General features: G+C 56.9%; 11 protein-coding genes. 6 read left to right on the top strand and 5 right to left on the bottom strand.

Translation table 11 applies throughout. From position 1 onward, the window contains the following. The first annotated feature begins 336 nt into the window (after positions 1-336). From cyoA to cyoD, 4 genes are read left to right on the top strand one after another with little or no spacing between them, the layout of a single operon-like run. The gene (gene cyoA / locus OKW35_RS28755; RefSeq protein WP_184060279.1) at positions 337-1227 is read left to right on the top strand and encodes a ubiquinol oxidase subunit II; all 891 of its coding nucleotides are present in this window, start codon (positions 337-339) and stop codon (positions 1225-1227) included. 3 nt (positions 1228-1230) lie between these two features. Beyond that, entirely contained in the window at positions 1231-3252 is a 2022-nt protein-coding gene (gene cyoB, locus OKW35_RS28750) for a cytochrome o ubiquinol oxidase subunit I (protein ID WP_429353803.1), read from the top strand. After that, positions 3252-3857, top strand: a complete 606-nt coding sequence (gene cyoC, locus OKW35_RS28745; protein ID WP_429553801.1) for a cytochrome o ubiquinol oxidase subunit III — start codon at positions 3252-3254, stop codon at positions 3855-3857. The genes cyoB and cyoC overlap by 1 nt, the downstream gene beginning before the upstream one ends. Next, entirely contained in the window at positions 3858-4199 is a 342-nt protein-coding gene (gene cyoD, locus OKW35_RS28740; RefSeq protein ID WP_090805900.1) for a cytochrome o ubiquinol oxidase subunit IV, read from the top strand. It abuts the gene before it with no gap. Between the two features lie 89 nt (positions 4200-4288). Here the strand turns inward: cyoD and OKW35_RS28735 are convergent, their stop codons facing one another. Beyond that, positions 4289-6349 carry a capsular polysaccharide biosynthesis protein gene (locus OKW35_RS28735; protein WP_429553800.1) on the bottom strand — a complete coding sequence of 687 codons (2061 nt, stop codon included), beginning with the start codon at positions 6347-6349 and terminating at the stop codon, positions 4289-4291. After that, positions 6350-7498, bottom strand: a complete 1149-nt coding sequence (locus OKW35_RS28730) for a glycosyltransferase family 4 protein (protein WP_429553799.1) — start codon at positions 7496-7498, stop codon at positions 6350-6352. It lies immediately after the preceding gene. A 239-nt stretch (positions 7499-7737) separates the two neighbouring features. Here OKW35_RS28730 and cysC point away from each other — a divergent pair, with 239 nt between their 5' ends. Beyond that, on the top strand, positions 7738-8427 hold the full coding sequence (cysC, locus tag OKW35_RS28725; RefSeq protein ID WP_429553798.1) for an adenylyl-sulfate kinase: 690 nt from the start codon (positions 7738-7740) through the stop codon (positions 8425-8427). Between the two features lie 387 nt (positions 8428-8814). Next, complete coding sequence (locus OKW35_RS28720) at positions 8815-9993, top strand: polysaccharide biosynthesis/export family protein (RefSeq protein WP_429553797.1); 1179 nt, start codon at positions 8815-8817, stop codon at positions 9991-9993. Positions 9994-10098: 105 nt separating this feature from the next. On the opposite strand, the gene OKW35_RS28715 is transcribed toward OKW35_RS28720, so the two are convergent. From OKW35_RS28715 to OKW35_RS28705, 3 genes are all read right to left on the bottom strand, one after another. Then, positions 10099-11547 carry a glycosyltransferase family 4 protein gene (locus tag OKW35_RS28715; RefSeq protein ID WP_429553796.1) on the bottom strand — a complete coding sequence of 483 codons (1449 nt, stop codon included), beginning with the start codon at positions 11545-11547 and terminating at the stop codon, positions 10099-10101. A 151-nt stretch (positions 11548-11698) separates the two neighbouring features. Continuing rightward, entirely contained in the window at positions 11699-14038 is a 2340-nt protein-coding gene (locus OKW35_RS28710; RefSeq protein ID WP_429553795.1) for a glycosyltransferase family 2 protein, read from the bottom strand. 65 nt (positions 14039-14103) lie between these two features. Then, complete coding sequence (locus OKW35_RS28705) at positions 14104-19038, bottom strand: DUF4915 domain-containing protein (RefSeq protein ID WP_429553794.1); 4935 nt, start codon at positions 19036-19038, stop codon at positions 14104-14106. Positions 19039-19101 lie beyond the last annotated feature (63 nt).

Here is a 19101-nt window from a genome sequence, read left to right as displayed (position 1 = left end):
CTTGCGCTTTTGCGCGTCGTTATCAATCCCTTTGTGAATGCATGCGTGTTGCAGTACGTCGAAAACCGCTGCGCGTCCAGCGATTTTTAGCGCTTATTTCAGGGGACTTTTGCGATGCGTCAGCTTTTCGATGCTTCGTTTCGAAGCGTCGCAAACGACGCTGGTGAATAGGGTGCGCGGGGAGATGCGGCAACGTGTCGCACTGCGTCGCGACGCAATAGTTCGTTGCTAAATCGAGTGTTTATTAGCACCCGATGCCCCCCTATTATGCGAGCGCTTATTAATGGAGAGCCGTCGAATGACGTTCGTTGAAGTCAAAAAAACGAGGCAGTGGATATGAAAGGACGGACGCTGAGAAGGCCGGCAAGTTTCATTTCCGCCAGCCTCATGTTGCTGCTTTCGGGTTGCAGCAACCTCGATATTCTGAATCCGAAGGGGAGTGTGGGACTCGCGGAGCGTGATCTGATCGCGACTTCGGTGTGGGCCATGCTGATCGTCGTGGTGCCGGTGATTCTGATGACACTGTTTTTCGCGTGGCGTTACCGCGCATCGAACAGGAACGCCGACTACCAGCCAGGGTGGACGCATTCCACCGCGGTTGAAGTCGTCGTCTGGACGATTCCGACTTTGATCATTCTGTTCCTCGCAGTGTTGACGTGGCGGACGACGCATGAGCTCGATCCGTATCGCCCGCTCGAATCGCAGGTCAAGCCGATCAACGTCGAAGTCGTCGCGCTCGATTGGAAGTGGCTCTTCATCTATCCGGACCTCGGCATCGCGTCGGTGAACCAGCTCGCGATCCCGGTCGGCACGCCGGTGAACTTCCGGATCACGTCGGACACGGTGATGAACTCGTTCTTCATCCCGCAGCTGGGCGGCCAGATCTACGCGATGGCGGGCATGCAGACGCGCCTGCACCTGATCGCCGATCACGCCGGCGACTACGCGGGCACCTCGGCAAACTTCAGCGGCAAGGGCTTCTCGGACATGAAGTTCCGCACGCTCGCCAGCTCTCCTGAAGACTTCAACGCGTGGGTCGCCAAGGTTCGCGCTTCGTCGGATCGTCTCGACATGGACCGCTATCACGCGGTGTCCGAGCCGAGCGAAAAGGACCCGGTGCGGTACTTTTCGACGGTCGATCCGAAGCTGTTCAACAACATCATCGCCCGCTACAACAACGGCAACGTCCTCGACAACAAGGACGCTAACTGTGCGCCTAAGGGGTAACGCATGTTCGGAAAACTAACGCTCGATGCGATCCCGTATCACGAGCCAATCATCGTTACGGCGGGCGCGGGGATGATTCTCGCTGCGCTGGCCGTGCTCGGCGCAATCACGTATTTCGGCAAATGGCGCTACTTGTGGGCCGAATGGTTGACCTCGGTCGACCACAAGAAGATCGGTGTCATGTATATCGTCATTGCCTTCATCATGCTGCTGCGCGGCTTCGCCGACGCGATCATGATGCGTATGCAACTGGCGCTGTCGTACCTGGCCCCGGGCTTTTTGCCGCCGCATCACTACGACCAGATCTTCACCGCGCACGGCGTCATCATGATCTTCTTCATGGCGATGGCGTTCATGGTCGGTCTGATGAACCTCATCGTGCCCCTGCAGATCGGCGCACGCGACGTCGCGTTCCCGTTCATCAACTCGCTGAGCTTCTGGATGACGGCAATCAGCGCGATCCTGATCAATATCTCGCTGGTGATCGGTGAATTCGCGCAGACGGGCTGGCTCGCTTATCCGCCGCTGTCCGAATTGCAGTTCAGCCCCGGCGTCGGCGTCGACTATTACCTGTGGAGCTTGCAGCTCTCCGGTATCGGCACGTTGCTGACCGGGGTGAACTTCTTCGTGACCATCGTGAAGATGCGCGCGCCGGGCATGTCGTTCATGAAGATGCCGGTGTTCACGTGGACCGCGCTGTGCACCAACGTGCTGATCATGGCGTCGTTCCCGATCCTGACCGTCACGCTCGCGCTGCTCGGTCTGGACCGTTACCTCGGCATGCACTTCTTCACGAACGATGCCGGCGGCAACGCGATGCTGTACCTGAACCTGATCTGGGCATGGGGTCACCCCGAGGTGTACATCCTGATCCTGCCGGCGTTCGGTATCTTCTCGGAAGTCGTCGCGACCTTCGCTAAAAAGCCGCTGTTCGGCTACAAGACGATGGTGTGGGCGACCTGCGCGATCATGGTGCTGTCGTTCCTCGTGTGGTTGCACCACTTCTTCACGATGGGTTCCGGCGCGGACGTCAATGCGTTCTTCGGTATCGCGACGATGATCATCTCGATCCCGACTGGCGTCAAAGTGTTCAACTGGCTGTTCACGATCTACAAGGGCCGTCTGCAATTCACGACGCCGGTTTTGTGGACGATCGGCTTCATCATCACTTTCACGATCGGCGGTATGACCGGCGTGATGATGGCGATTCCGGGCGCGGACTTCATGCTGCACAACAGCCTGTTCCTGATCGCTCACTTCCATAACGTAATTATCGGTGGCGTGCTGTTCGGCTATCTGGCCGGCTTCAACTACTGGTTCCCGAAGGCGTTCGGCTTCAAGCTGAACGAGAAGCTCGGCAAGGCCGCGTTCTGGTTCTGGCAGATCGGCTTCTGGGTTGCGTTCACGCCGCTGTACGTGCTCGGCTTCATGGGCATGACGCGTCGTCTGAACCACTACGACAACCCGACCTGGCATCCGTGGCTGATCGCCGCCGCGTTCGGCGCGGTGCTGATCGCAATCGGTATCGCTTGCCAACTGCTGCAACTGGTCGTCAGCATCCGCGATCGCAACCTGAAGGAAAACCGCGACCTCACGGGCGATCCGTGGGACGGTCATACGCTGGAATGGGCGACGAGTTCGCCGCCGCCGGCTTATAACTTCGCGCACATCCCGGACGTCCGCTCGCTCGACGCGTTCACCGAAATGAAGTCGCGCAAGGGCGGTGTGAAAGTGCCGGCGTATCGCGACATTCACATGCCGTCGAATACGTCCGCGGGTCTGTTGGTGGGTCTGTTCTCGCTGGTGCTCGGTTTTGCCGGTGTGTGGCACATCTGGTGGCTTGCGATCGTTGGCGCGGTCGGCGCGATCGCCACCGTGATCATCTACAGCTTCATGGACAACGACGGCTATTACATTCCTGCCGACACTGTTGCGCTGATTGAAGAGAATCGCAACGGCGGTGCTGGTGCCGTGGCCGGTGTCGGCGCAAGCGCCGGCAAGCAGGTCGCGCTGGAGGTGGACTGATGTTACAGAAGACAATTGCGGTTGAGCCGCAACTCGCGCCGGACCATGTGCCGTCGCACTCGGTGTTCGGTTTCTGGCTGTACCTGATGACCGACTGCATCATCTTCGCGGCGCTGTTCGCGGTGTTCGCGGTGATGAGCCACCAGTTCGCGGGCGGTCCGAGCGGCAAGGACCTGTTCGAGATTCCGGGCGTCGCACTTGAAACGACGATGCTGCTGCTCTCGAGTATCACGTACGGCTTCGCGATGCTCGGCGCGTACAAGAACCGCAAGGGCGTGCTGCTCGGCTGGCTCGGCGTGACGTTCCTGCTGGGCCTCGCGTTCCTCGTGCTGGAAATGCGCGAGTTCTCGCACCTGATCGCCGAAGGCGCGGGTCCGAGCCGCAGCGCGTTCCTGTCGTCGTTCTTCACGCTGGTCGGCACGCACGGCTTGCACGTGACGTTCGGCCTGATCTGGATGGTCGTGCTGGCGCTGCAGGTGATGCGTCATCGCGACCTGACCGAACGCGACATGATCCGTCTGACGTGCCTGAGCCTTTTCTGGCACTTCCTCGACGTCGTGTGGATCGGCGTCTTCACCTTTGTCTATCTTGCGAGCGTGATCTAAATGGACCATAGTCATAGCGCCCATGGCGCACACTCGGAAGGCGGTCACGGCAGCTTCGGCAGCTATACGGCGGGCTTTGTGCTCTCCGTCATTCTGACCGTCGCGGCCTTCGCGATCGTGATGACCGGCACGTTGACTGGCCAGAGCGCGTTGCTCGCGATCGCGGGTCTCGCGTTCGTGCAGATCCTCGTGCATCTGGTGTTCTTCCTGCATATGAACACGTCGTCGTCGCAGCGCTGGAACGTGACGGCGTTTGCGTTCACCGTGCTGACCGCTGTTATCGTGGTTGGCGGGACGTTGTGGGTGTTGCATAACGTCAGCATGAATATGATGTCGCGCTAAGCGGATAACGCTTTAGCGTCAGCCTCGGAAAAAAGCCCCGCAAGATTTCGATCTTGCGGGGCTTTTGTTTTGTCTGGACGGTTTGCGTTTTACTGCGCTCGTGATGCGCGCTGTTGCTGAAGGCGCCATATGGCGTGGCGAATTGCATTGCCGCTCCAGCGAAAAGCTTTGAGAAGCGGCCGCATCCGGTTGCCGCGTACTTTTTCGAGCGGCCGTGCGGCTTGTGGTGCGAGTTGTTCGACCACGGCTTCCGGGGTCGTGAAGAGACGCGTTTTCCAATCGAAGTACAGTGGATAGCGCAGCAGCACGCCCGCGCACAGCATGTCGAGCGTCAATGTGCGATGACGCCACGGCAGCGGCGCGAGCGCGTCGTGGGTGAGTCCCCAGCCCGCGTAGAACGGCAGCCCGTAGGTGAACACCGCTTTGCCGCGCAACAGCGCGTCGAAGCCCGCGAGCGACGATAGCGTGTGAACTTCATCCGCCGCATCGACGAGCGACAGCAGGTCCGCTTCGGTATCGACGACGTCGGCGAGTTGCCGCGCGTCGATCAGACCATTGCGATTGCCTGATAGCACGTCGGGATGCGGTTTGTAGACGACGAATGCGTCGGGCCGCAGGCGGCGGACTTCGCGCAGCAGCGCATCGGCAGTGCCGATTGCGCGCGTGCCGAGGCGGATCGATGCGTCGTCGGCGACCTGGCCGGGGACCAGCACGATTTGCTTGCCTGACGGTGCGGTCCACGCAGGGCGCCGGCGGCCGAGGTTGTACTTGGTGACGCCGAGTTGCACGACCTTGTTGCGAAGCGCCGCGGCACGCGCCAACTCGGTGTCGCTGAACTCGGTCTCGTTGAGCAGCACGCTTAAGTCGCTCGGCTGACTCGCATCGAAGTACAGTCCGCGGCGATCGATCACCTGACTGCGCGGCGCGATCATGTCGGAACCGAGACCTGTCGAGTGGAAGACGCCGTCTTCGATCCGGACGCGACGAATTTCCGGCGCGAGGCCGTCTGCGCTGCGCGCGCCCCACAGTACCGCGCACTCGTGGGCTTGCACCGATTGCGGTTCGGCGGTCCAGCGTAATGCCGGATTGCCCGCGGTGATGTATGGCGTCGCGAACGGGCGCTTCCACCATTGAAAACGTAGTGCCGCTACGGCGTGCAGATCGGCGAAGCGTTGTTGGACCGCTTGCTGCAGTTCGATGCTGTCGAGCAGATCGTCGAGCGTGCCGGGTGTGTGCGTGAACGGATTCAGATAGCGCGTCGAACGGACGAACACAACGTCGAATAAGGTGGCGAGTGTGGGGCGCGCCGTGCGGTTTGGCAAGGGCTGATCGTCGTGCGTCAGGCCCCAGCCTGCGTAATACGGTGCGCCGAATACGTGAACACGTGCGCCGGCCAACAGCGCATGCATGCCTTCCGACGCGCCGAGCGTGTAGACGCGATCGACGTGAGGCAGGGCGGCGAAGAGGGATTCGTGGTCGGCGAAGCGTCTTGTGCCGAGGGGCAGCATCGGTTCCGATGATGCGGACAACCAGCGGCCTCGTCCTGGATCAGTCGATCGAGCAATCCAGAATTCGGCTTGTGGATGGGCGCTGATCGCGGATTGCAGCATTCGCGCAAAAGCTTTGGGCGAATAGCACGCCGCGGTTGCGCTCGATCCTTTTGAGCGTATGCGTTCGTCGATCAGCAGTACGCGCACCTTGCTTCGTGGTTCGAGTAGCGCGACGGGGCAGCAGGATTGCGAGTTACGTATCGCCGATGCGTGACTGTGCGCGAACCGCTGCATCAACCGTTGCGATTGGAAGGCGGTTTGAGATCTGCGATCCTGTTCCGTTGCGCTCGCGAGTGTTTCGTTCAGCGCGGCGGCGAATGTCTCTGGGCTGGCATCAACAAGCGGCATCGAAAACCATGACAAGAGAGGCGTGCCGGACGGTCCACGCGACCAGATCGGCCCGGGCCACGCGGCGTTGATTTGCTTGCGGAGTAGACCTGTGACGCGTAGGGCAATGCGCCCATGCCAACGATCGATCCATACATGCTCGACGCTCCGTTGACGGAGTCCGCTCCACAGACGAAAGCCGCGCGTCAGACTGCGCAGATCGATTGCGAGGTTCCCGGATGCCTGTTCGTTGGCGATGACACGTTGCTCCATTTAGCGCAGCGTCTCCAGAAAGGCGTCGACGCGTTCGAAATGCTCCGCCCACGTCGGCTCGCGAAATCGTTCGATGCGGATTAGCTGCGCATCGCGCTCGGAGCTATTCGGCTGCGCGTAGGCCTGAATGCGCGCGAGCCAGGCGGGACCGTCGAGTGGATCCAGATAGTCGGGAATGTCGTCGGCGATTTCGTGGAAGACGGCGAGATCGCTAGCGAGTACCGGTACTTTTAGCGCGAGTGCTTCTGCGAGTGGCATGCCGTAGCCTTCGACGAAGGAGGGGAACAGCAGCGCCTGGCAGTGTTGCAGATACGCGTGCAGTTTTTCGTCGGAGCAGTGGGGTTCTTCTATTACGACGCCCTTTAGCGGTTCGCAGCGCTCCAGCATGTCGATGACGTTTTCGCATTCCCAGCCGCGGCGGCCGATTACGACGAGCTTTGGTGCTGCGGTGCCGAGTTGTACGATGAGGCGGCGCCAGGCGTGCAGGATTAACCAGTGGTTCTTGCGCGGCTCGATCGTGCCTAGCATCACGAAGTACGGTGTGGCGATCGGGCGCGGCGCGAGTGGGCGCGGGGTTACGCCAGAGGCGAGGTGAGCGACGACTGTCGGTGGAAGCGGAAGATTGGCGCGTTCGGCTTCGGCAGCGAGGGAGTCAAGCGTGGCTTGCGAATTCATGATGAGCCCGCTTGCGTGCTTCAACGCCGTGTGCATGCGATTGCGATGCGTGGCGTCGACACCGGGGCGGCAGTATTCGGCGTGAGTCAACGGGATTAAGTCGTGGACCATGAATACGGGGCGAATTTGACGTCGTGTCATCGCACTGTAATAACGACCGAATTCCATTCCGTTGTGACTGGTGTGCAACAGTATTCCGCGTAGTTTGGTTTCGCGCAAACGATTCAGACAAGCGCGCGCGATTAGCGTACGGATAGAGTTTTTGTTACGAGTCGATGAAAGAAGTTGTGCAAACGTTTTCTGCGAGTCTCGCTCGGTCAAGACAGTGGAAAAGCCACGCTCGCTTAGGATGGCGCGAGCGTTCGGCGCGTACCTTTGGATGTATGCAAGGCTGACACGGTCGACGCCCGTGGGTAGAAGCCCATCATAAACGCGCGTGAGGAGACGCGTGACGTCCAGGAAGAGGGTTGACACAAGGGTGTGGCAGTTCTGTTAAGTGGCGCGTGGACGGTACCGTTTTTCAAGCGGTTTTTATCGCGCGCCATTTTACCCGAGTGCAAGAGACAGTTTCTCTGTAATGGCTTGAGATTTCACGATTGTGGTTTGATTGCCAAGTCTCGCGTTGACCAGCTTTCGTTTGCCGTAAAATCGTCTATCTTGGAACGTCCGCGACGCACCGACGGGATTTCAACGACATAGACAGCTATCCAGACATGAACAGTAGCGACAACGCCCACCTGGTTCCCGCCGCAACCCTCGTTACACCGTTCAACCGCGCATCAATGAAACAGCAGCGACCGGCGGTCGTTTGGTTTACCGGTGTATCAGGTGCGGGAAAATCGACATTGGCGTGCCTGCTTGACGAGGCATTGCACGCTCACGGATTTCATACATTCCTGCTTGATGGCGACAATCTGCGTCTTGGCTTGAATAGCGATCTAGGTTTTTCCGACGCAAGTCGGCACGAAAGCATTCGGCGCGCGGGCGAAGTGGCGAAGGTGCTGGTCGATGCGGGAATCATTGTGATCGCCTCGTTTATTTCCCCATTTCGCTTGGACCGGGATGCCGCGAGAGCGTTGTTTGCTGACGGACAATTTTTCGAGGTGCATGTCGACGCACCGCTGCATGTCGTCGAGTCGAGAGATACCAAAGGCCTATATCGGAAGGCTCGTGAAGGCTCTCTTCGCAACTTCACGGGTATCGATTCGCCCTATGAACCGCCGCTCAATCCCGAGCTTCGTTTGGACACTGCGGAAATTTCTCCGCGCGAGGCGTTGCATCAAGTTCTCGATCTGATCGAAATGGCGGTGCGTCCGACTAGATTGAGCTGCAATCATGAGGCGAGCCGGATGCGCGTTAAAGAGCCATGTCCCGGTGGAACGAACTCCCTCCTGAGCGCTTAGTCCGATCAGCGCAAATCGACAGAAGGGGACGAATCGGCTACGCATGGATTTTTTCTTAAGAAACGCGCGCACTATGCCGACGTGCATGAGACAATTCGCGCCGAAGCCGTTCGACGCCATCGATGTTTTTCTAGCAGCAAAAGAATTGCAAGCAAGCTTTCGACCGCCATGAGAGCAACATCAATGTCGATTAGAGCCAAAATGCGCGGTCGATAAGAGTATTGGTATGAGTTCGCGGTTGGCCTATTGGATGAAATGCGGCGTCTCATGTCAATCCGATTGGACATGGATCACGCGCCCGGCAGGTAGGACCATTCAGCACTGAGTTTTTATTTTCTGGGTGTTGCAAGTTCGTGAAAACACCCGCTTGGAACAACACAAGTAATAATGCGAAGCTTGTCTCCCTTTAAGTTTACGCTGTCGCTGCTGTGCGCGGCCGTCTTGACTGCCTGTTCAAGCATTCCGACGTCGGGCCCGAGTCAAAAGGAAGTGGTACGAACACCTGCCACCGCCACCGCAACGCCCGGCGAACTCGGTGTCCAGGTGGTCGATGTCAGTGATGACGTTGCGCGGCGACTTTTTGCGGAACGTCGCGCCGGCGATTTTTCGAAAACCTTGGGTGATCAACCAGTCACGCAGCAACCTCTGGGTGCAGGCGATGTTGTCGAAGTTTCCATCTGGGAAGCGCCGCCAGCGATGCTATTTGGCGCCTCTCCTACTGATGCACGTTCCGGTGGCCCGTCCAATGCGCGTGTGACCGTGTTGCCGGACCAGGAGATTGACGGTTCCGGCAATATCAATGTGCCGTTCGCGGGGCGGATCAAGGCCGCTGGCCGTACGCTCGATGAAGTAGGTCATGCAATCAGCGAGCGTTTAAACGGAAAAGCGAATCAGCCGCAAACGCTAGTTCGGCTCGTCCAGAACTCGACGTCGTATGTGACGATTGTCGGCGACGTCGCGTCAAGCAAGCGGATGCCCCTTACGGCCAGCGGCGAGCGGTTGCTCGATGCTTTGGCGAGCGCGGGGGGGGTGCGTCAGCCTGTCGACAAGATGACATTGCAGGTCACGCGGGGTGGTCAGGTGCAGGCTTTGCCGCTGGAAACCGTCATTCGCGATCCGCGCCAGAACGTGCCGCTGCATGCGGGCGACGTAGTCACCGCACTCTACCAACCGTATAGCTTCACGGCGCTCGGCGCGACAGGGAAAAACGACGAGGTCAACTTTGAAGCACAAGGCATTACGCTGGCACAGGCATTGGCCCGCGTGGGTGGTCTGAATGATTCGCGCTCCGACGCCAAGGGCGTATTCATTTTCCGCTTTGAAGATCCGGCCGCGCTCAATTGGCCGCAACAGCCCGCACGCACGGCCGCGAATGGCAAGGTCCCGGTGGTGTACCGAATCGATCTAAAAGATCCTCGCAGCTTCTTTGCGCTCCAGACCTTTATGATGGACAACAAGGACGTGTTGTACATCTCGAATGCTCCGCTTGCAGAAATGCAGAAGTTCCTCAACGTAGTGTTCTCGGTCGTCTATCCGGTGATGTCCACCGTGACGACGTTCAGGTAACGTTCAGGATGAACTTTTGCGAGGTCATGTACGCCTGACTTCGCAAGCCGGGTCGGTGGAGGTCACCGGATCCCGGAATAAATACCAGGCGAGTCGAGAGTGGACCTAGGCAGACGATTTGGCCTCAATTACCGAGTGCAGAAATTGTCCCCAAAGCGGCAGAATCGCTTCCGGTAAGTATCGGGCGGAGACTTGCTGACCAATTTCTCGCAACTTCGCCTTCTTCGCGTGTGCATCGATTCCATTCATCACCGTCTTCAGTTGCTGGACGAGACTCTCCGTGCTATGCGGATCGAAGTACAAGGACGCATCGTCGTAGACTTCCCTATGGACAGGAATATCAGATGCGACAGTGACGCCCCCACTTCGCATGCATTCGATGCCAGAGAAGTCGAAACCTTCAGCGATGCTTGGACAAATCGTCGCCGTCGCATGTCGATAGAGTATCCGGAGGTCTGCAGCGGGAACCTTATGCAAAACAAACAAGGCTCCTTGGTCGATCCATGTCCTCATTTCCTTTACGATGGGTTCGACATCCCAGCCGAAACTTCCGACAACGACCAACTTGAGTGCCGGATCTAGTTCGGAGCGTAGTGCCTCGAACGCCGCGATCAATCGCGTATGATTTTTTCTTGGCTCGATCGTCGAGACCATCAACAGATAGTTGAAAGGTGTCTGTCCAAGATGCTCCTCGTAGAACTCTCTTTGCTCATTGAGGTTACTGAACGTCGGCCGAGCCTCGGCACTATCGAGATTGAGTCTCGCTCTAATGATCTGTGCTGGTCGATCCGCGGGCGAGTCATCGGAGAAAAAATGATGCGATACCATGTTGGGAATGGTAATCGCTCGGTCCTTGAGCTCTGGTGCGACTCGTAACAGGTCTTGCCGTGTCGATTCGGAGACACACGCAAAATAGGCCCCGTTCTTTACGTTGCTCATCAGCGCGTGAAAGTGCCCGGCGTGGTGCCGCGTCTTGTTTGCGAACAGGTGCGGCATAAAGATCGGCAGCGCGTCGTGATATCGCACTACCAACGCAGTCCCCTTGTTCACGCGACCAGGGTACGGCGTTTGAGCAATGAAGACCTCGACACCCCGGGTGTCGAGAAAAGGGTAGGACGCTTCGGACGAGAACTTCAGCGACTTCAGCCCGACCGTCTGAAAGCTGTTCCATGGCGTTTTGACGACGCGATATTTTTTCCGTGTGACAATCGGATAGTCGCTTGACGGAAGCGTTTTGGCAAAAAAGGTCTGCCAGACGAAATCTTCGAAGAATTTCGGATCGAACAGGGTTGTCTTTACTTTTCTGGCCTTTCGAAGCAGTAGTGTTTTCAACAGCAGGGTATAAATCGACCACTTTTTCTTCGCGAGACGCGATATTTCGCGCGCAAGTTTATTTGATGGTGTGTCCGTAATCGAAATCAGAAGATTCGAGTACAGTCCAAGCCGCGCGGCTTCGCCATCATTATCCTTGATCCGCTGTGCTGGATTCGTACCCGATGCCAAAGGTCGTAACGAGGTTTGCAACAGCCCCTCAACCTCGACAGAGTCGATCATGCTCAAGCCTCGGAAGAGGAGGCGTGTTTCTTGCGGTATACCTGCAAATCCGTCAAGCGCCGGCCGCATTTCGAGCAGTATGACTGGTTTTTTTTCAGACATAAATCAAAGTTTTGGATCGGTGTTCGCCGCTGATGTCTCAGTTAGGCGGTCAACTAGTACGTGGTGGCCATGCAATTCTGCTGTGCTCGTCGTACAGGCCCAGATTGAGGTTGTACGCGGGATCTCTTTGAAGTACCGATCCCCAGCGTCTTTTCATATATTCGATTTCGCTCTCTGAACGGCGGATTTTTTCCGGTGTGATGTCAAACCCGCGCGACACCGATTCGTGGTGGTACAGCTCTGCAAAAGGCGTCCAGATATTGATGTATCCCGCTTCTCTGATCCGAAGGCAAAAATCCACGTCGTTGCAACCGATCTGCAACTCGGTTTCATTCAGACCACCAACCTGCTCGTAGACTTCTCTTCGAACCAGCAGACACGCCCCTGTTACCGCCGACACCGCTCGCACCGAGCGGGCCCGTCCAAAATATCCGGCGCTGTCGCGAGGAAGAAATCGGTGGACATGGCCTGCGATACCATGGATGCCGAGTACGATGCCGGCGTGCTGGATCGTATTGTCCGCATAGAGCAGTTTGGCACCGACCGCGCCAATATCGGGTCTGACAGCATAGCTGACCATCTCGGACAACCAGTGACGGTTTATCACTTCGATGTCGTCGTTTACCAGGCCCACGATGTCGCCGGTGGTTAGCGATACGGCGTAGTTGTTCAGAGCGGAATAGTTGAACGGCCGGTCGTCACGAACCACCTGGATGAACTCATGCGCTTGGACGCTGCGCAGATAGTCGAGCGTCTTTGCATCATCCGATCCATTATCTATTATCAGAATCCGATACGACGGGTAGTCTGTTTTATCAAGGATAGAGCTGATGCAACTACGAAGATGATCGATTCCGTTTCGCGTTGGTATTATCAGGGAAATCGAGGGCTGAATCTGCGGCTGATTGAAAATGACGCGATATGAGTCACCTGTTCTCTCGATACGAGCCGCAACTTCGCTGCGCTCCAAGTGATCGTTGAGTATTTTTCGACCGATTTCGTGTCGGCACGGCTCATAAGTCGTATCGACCCGTGCGATGTCGGACGAGACGTTCTTATGATAGAGCACCCTGTGAATGTGGCGTATCTGATCGGGTTGGATCAGCTCTATACATCTAACGATCAAATCATATCGCCAGAATTCCGGGTCGTCGCATGCATTCGTCGAGACTTCACGCGCGAGAGTGATAGCACAGCAGAAGAGGTTGGAAAGGTAATTTTTTGTGTAAAACAAGTACCTATCCCAATCGCCTTTGAAATGCGGATTGAAACGGATGCCTTTGTCATCCAGAGAGTCTTCGTCGGAGTAAATTGCGCGTACGCTGGTATGCTGAGCGATGTTGCTTGCAACTCTAAGCAGAGCGTCAGCGGAGATTACATCGCCACAATCGACAAACGCAACCCAATCACCATTCGCTAAAGATAGCGTGGCGCGCCTGCGCTCCGAGACGCTCACGCCTATCGGCACGTTAAGAACTCTGATCCGCTGATCTCCGCGATCCAGAAGCTGGTTCTTGTCTTCGGCGTGTAGGCTGTCTCCATCGACCAATAGCTCCCACTCCTGGTAAGCCTGACAAACAATGGCATTGACCGTCCTATTGATTTCCTGCGCGCGCCGTTCACCTCGATCGAGAAGCACCGAAATCATGGGCTTGGGCGACAACCTGTCCGCGTCGGCGCGCAAAGCGTGAAGTTCGACGGTAGACAAAGTATCGAAGCGCTGAACCCAATCGCCGTAATTGAAGAGTTCGCGCTCCTCATCGTCGAACAGGCGACAGTAGTCAGCCCATAGCACGTTGAGGTTTCGAGACGACACGGCGTCGTCCGACGCAGCACGTTGGACAGCTTCAGCGCCGCGCATGTATCGCGGATGTCCACTTCTCAGCCGCTGGAGGATCCGGGAATGTGCGAACTTCCGCGTGACCAACACGAGTTTGAGGTGTTGAATCTCGACTTTCGGGTCCGATAACGTCAACGAGACCCGTGCGGCGCACGGTAGGTATACAAGCCGCTTACACATTCGGCCGGAAAACACGGACAACGACAGGTGGCTTCGATGGCTTCCCTCGTCCTCGCTGATCGATATCGCTGCTCGAGTACGCACGACCTGGTGAGCCACGCACAGCTCCAGCATGTACCAACCGCGGGGAAGCTTCCTGTCGAACGAGTGTGTCAAGCGATCCGCAGGATCGACCTGCGATGACGTACCAGAATACGTTCCCACGGTTTGTAGCACGTACAGCGCAAAGCGTCGAGCGATGTCGATTAGCCAGTTAGTAGCGGAAGATCGGGCGGGCCACTGCTTGACGTGACCGATTCTGCCGACGTACGGCATGGTAGGTTGACGATTGTCGATGGCGTCGACAAACGCTTCGCGCTGTTCTGTCATCTCTTGCACCGTGCCCGGCGGAGTCGCGAGCATTGATCCAGAAAGGTCAATGCTCGCCTCCGATATCACGCACGTTTGAGAAGTGCGTTGACGGCACCTTTAAGCTTGGCCCGCCGGTTGTTCAGCCGAAATTCGGTCAGTTTCTGCGAAAGCAGAGCCTTGCTCGCTGCAATGAGATCGACATACTGAGTGTTCTGAAAGCCCCAGATAGTCGATGTGTGATCTTCCTTGTGGCCCACGAGGAAGGGCTCGGTAGTCAGGACTTTCAGCGATTTCTTGCTCTCGAGATACCGGTCGATTGTATTGGTGTGAACGTCGCGATTCTGCGGATCCCAGTCGGCGATGATATTGAAAATGTTGCCGTTGTAGCGGTTGAAGACCGTGCTGATCAGCTTGTCGACCGTGACATACTGCTGCCCATCACTCGCCTTGGCCTCAAGCACTGTCACTTCCTCGCTGAGATTCGCCAGCAGCCCAGAGAAGATGTCCCAGCTAGACATGGTGCTGTCTAGGTGACGTTCGATCGTCCGCCACTGCATGTCGAAGTCTTCGGGGAAATCGACATCGTCCTCGCAGATGGTGATGCTGCGCATGTTTTGCTGGCGCGCAAGCATGATCATGAACTTGTAGCTCATCGCACAGCCGATCCAGCCTTGCGTGTGCCGCAGGCCTGGGAACATCGAGAAGTCATAGCGGTTGTCCGCCATGAAGTCGGCGCCGCGCACGACGTCTTCAGGCAACGTCAGGCACAGCCGATCGCCAGGCAGTTTGATCGTATGACCAATCAGCGACCAGAAGCGGTCGAAATTGATGTTGTCTGTGGCCAGCAAGAAGCGGTACAAGAAGTAATCGAAACGATTGGGCTGCGACTCGAGAACCTTCCGGTTCGTGTCGATCCTCAGGCGTCGCAGATCGTCATTCTTCAACCAGTGGTCGATACGAGAGATCATCGCCGAGACGTCGTCGATTTCGACGAAGTCGACAAGCTCGGCGAGCTCGGAATGGCGCTTGATGTCGCTCGAGCTCTCGGAAATGATGAGCTTGTTGAGCGATAGGCACTCGTAGATTCGAGTGGTCTCGAGCAAAGCTCCGGCGTAGTAGTGAACGTTGATGACGAGTTTCGCCCGAGCGACTTCTTCCTGCAGTTCCCGCCCAAACAGATTGTTGATGACCTTGACATGATAGTGCTTTTCGATCTCACCAATGAAGTGACGCCGGCGGTCGTTGTTCACGTCCCCGTAAAAGAGAACATCGTAGTCGGGTTCGACATCGTCGAGCCCCGGACAATAGTTGGGAATATAGCCAATCGGCAGGTGATAGATCTGACGGCGGCTGAGCCCCTTGTCCTGCAGGTAGGCTACGTTGTCGATCGAGTAGTCGAAGATCGCATACGAATTCTCAAGCATGCGAAAATATTCCGGAGTGAACCACCGCGAACTGACGGATTGCTCCATCTGGAAGGCGACATAGAAGCTCGGCAAGTGCTCGAAGATCTGCGGGCAAATGACGATATGGGGAACATCGTCGTAACCTTGTTCGGGACATTCGAAGATAATCTTTGCCGTGATATCCGCTTTTGCCAGTGACGCCTGCATCGCGTGAGCGATATAAAGGCAATGCTTTACCGTAAGAATCACGATCGGCGCGCCGGACGCCGGCCGCATGTCGAATGTTGGCCCGGAAGCCGGCGCCGGAGCCGATGCGACGAGTTCGAGCTTCGGCGGTGACACGGCGATCGGCTCGTCATCGCGAACCGCCACCGAGCGGATCGCCGAGTCTATGTCCGAAAGTTGCGCGTTCATTCGCGCTTCCAGTGTGTGCAGATGCGCCACGATCTGCCGGAGCGTTTGATCCCGTTCCCTGGCATTGCCGCGCAGCAGACTCCCGACAACGGGTAGATTGCGCCACCAGTGGCTGCGCAGCAGCGATTGGAGACCCGGCAGGTCGACGTTGCGTGCACGGCCTTCTTTACTCAAGGCAAGCTGCGCAATGATTTCGCTTTTTTCGATGCCATTTCTCAGTCGTTGGACGTAGTAGCCGAAACCATCGATGTCCGGTTCGCGACGCAACAGCGTTCGATAGGCACAGTTAACGAACGCGTCGTCTTTCTCGGAAAGCAGTTCGTTGACGGACGCTGCTACACGGCGCGAATCGGCGCGACTAGATCCTGTGATCATGGCTTGTGTTCGGAAATGGCTGTGGGCAACTGCCGCGCCATTCGACGCAGGCAACAATGATTCAGACGCGATGGAGAGGCGATGTTGAGGATCAAGGAACGATACGTCGAGGAGCGAACTCGCCTCTTCGATCGTTGCTTTCAACTGCTGGAAGGGAGCCGCCCACCGCCAGCGCCACAGCGTTTGGAGCCTACGGCCTATCTCGCGGACGCGCCGGGCAGCGGTCGCACGATGGTCGTCCGCCGCGTACATCGTTTGTACGCTATGTTCGTATGCGTTTTTCCATTCGAGCAACGACCTCTCGCACGCAAACAGTTGATCAGCCTGTTGGGACAACTGGTACTCTGCGGCATTTTCGACCTCGCTAATCCTTATCGCAAACGCCTGTTCGTTATCTTGCGCTCGCTGTTCAAGGCGCGCGATCATCGCTGAATGCGCACGTTCGGCGTCGGCGAGTTGCGCTGACAATGTCTGTGCTTCTTGCACATGCATTGTTAAGTTCTCGCGCAGCGCGTCCTCGCGTTGCAGGAAATTACGTGTAAGCTCTGCGGTGTTTCGTTCGTGCGATTGTTGTTGTTCAAGTACGCGGTCGCCGAGTTCCTTTTCCGTGTGATATAGCTTGTTCAGCAGATTCTGGATTTCGCCCCGCGACTGCGCTACCTGGTCAAGAAGATCTCGCTCCCGCGCGGCGTGCTGTTCCTGCAGTTCGCGCAGCTTAAGTTCGTTCCTGGCGTGGTTTTCTTGCAGGGATAGCACATATTCGCGCTCTCGTGCGGATGATGCATGAAGATTTGCGTCGGCTTTTTCCTCAAGAGATTGGAGGCGAGCGTTGAATTCCTGCTCCGCGAGCGCACGCGCATCGGCCATGCTTTGAGTCAATGCGGCGTTTTCGACCAAAAGGTCGTTCAGACGGCGGGTCAGTTCGAACTCTCGAGCGGTCGCTGCGCGTTCGAGGTTCGATGCTCGTTGATCGGCGAGAGCCAGATTGTCCGTGACGACCTGGCGATATTCCGACAGAACCCGGCTCGCAAATACATAGGGATCGCTGGCCGGCAGGCGTCCTTCCTCCGCGCCGCCTCCAGCGAAGAAATGATTTTCCGGCGTGACACCGGTTACGGCGAGTGAGGGATACTGCGCGGAATACCATTGCGCGTCAAAGTGCTTGCGGCACAATGGCTCGTCCAAATCGCGCAACGCACTGACAACGTGCGCAAAATGACCGTCACGCTCCGACAGCCATTGGCGCAGGCTCTTCAACTCGCTATCGTATCGAACCGCCGAGTGCTGCGCGACGCGCGCGACGAGACTGCTCACCAACGACGACTGTTCGACACTATGTAGCGTATAAATCTCACGCGACGGCAGTAGGGTAGCGGAGATGTGCTCCCATGAGTCCGCAAGGATCTTGACGATTGTTGCCGACTTGATGTCGCCTTCATGCGGTTCGCGCGATTGGCTCAGCCCGACATAGATGTGTCGACGATTGGCCGCTATTCCGCGGACGTACCCGTTAAAGCGCTTTTTCCTTACCAGCTTTCCGTCGGGGGTATATTCGCGGAGTTCCTTCTCGCCCGAGTTGGCGACCAGCAGGTTGTCCCCGAACTGAACGAGACTATGCGGCTGATTCAGACCTGTAATGAGCCGTTCGCCGCTTTCGAGATCCTCGACATAACCGGCTCCCGCGGTTTGTCCCTTGTAAGAACGGGTTTCCGCAAAATCGCCGAATGCGGAAAAGACGACCCTTCCGTTCCAGAGACCAACGCAATTGATATGACGCGAGTCATGCTGTCCAGAGAAGGTCCAGCTTTTCAATTCAACGCCGTCTGCGGTGAATTTGGTGATCTGGTTTCTGATCGTGCCGACAACGTACAGATGATTGTCGAAAAACAGCACGTCATGGATATCGTCGAGTGACTCGTCCGCGCGCTCGCGTACCTGATCCGCGTAGATCACCAGCGAAAAGGGTTGCTTGCCACGATAGAGAATATCGTTGTTCGAGCAAATTCCCGCGGTAGGATGCCGGTCGAGCGTCGTCACGCGGCCCGTCTGGTACAGGAACAGGCCGCCGTCCTCATTCGGACAAGAGATAAAGACAGCGCCTTCGTCCCCAATTGGCTCGTCGCTCCGATCCAATGTCTGTTGCTTGTCTGGGTTGCCTTTGTTGTGGCTTACCGTTTGACTTGTGACATTGCTTCTGCTTATAGGGGCCCGGAAAGGGCCCGACTGTCCCGACGAATACCCCGCGTCACCCGACGAAGCGTGAGAGGCAGTTGTAAGCTCATCTCTTTTGATTCCGGCGAAGTACAGGTCATGCGTTTGATGATTGACCGAAAATTCATAAAACGAAAATACCTCGTCGATCTCAAAAGCAGCTCGCACATCCTCTTCTGTTAGATTTTTATAGTAATCTGCCCAATCGCCCATCAGCTGGATGAATGGCGCGTCATGCGGCGTTGTTCTTGCCGTGCCATGTTCCGGTCTGCCGGTCGTGGCGCAGGTAAAAATGAACATCCCACCCGGCTTGAGCATCCTGACTGCATTAGTCAGGGTTTTTTCGTAAAACCTGTCATGCTCGAAACACTCTGTCGAAATGATCGTGTCGAACGTGCCTTCGGGGAGAGAGAGTTCGTGTCCTTTTGCGACGATGTCTACGTTGTCGCCAGGCATCAGATCCAACCCCAGGTAGCGACAGTCATCGAATAGATATTGATTGTTCCCGTTTAGGTCGAGCGACCCGATGTCCAGGACGAGAGCATTGGAAAAGTAATTCGGGAACCGTCTTTTTACCGATTCGCAGAAGTCAATCTGATTCTGATGTGCCATCGCTGTAGCGCGTTTATATATCTATTTGAGAGTGCATCCGCTTGTGGCCGGTTGCAGAAATCT

Origin of the sequence: Paraburkholderia sp. MM5477-R1 (assembly GCF_050436385.1) — a bacterium.
In the GTDB taxonomy this organism is placed as follows: domain Bacteria; phylum Pseudomonadota; class Gammaproteobacteria; order Burkholderiales; family Burkholderiaceae; genus Paraburkholderia; species Paraburkholderia tuberum.
This window is presented reverse-complemented; position numbering and strand designations above follow the sequence as displayed.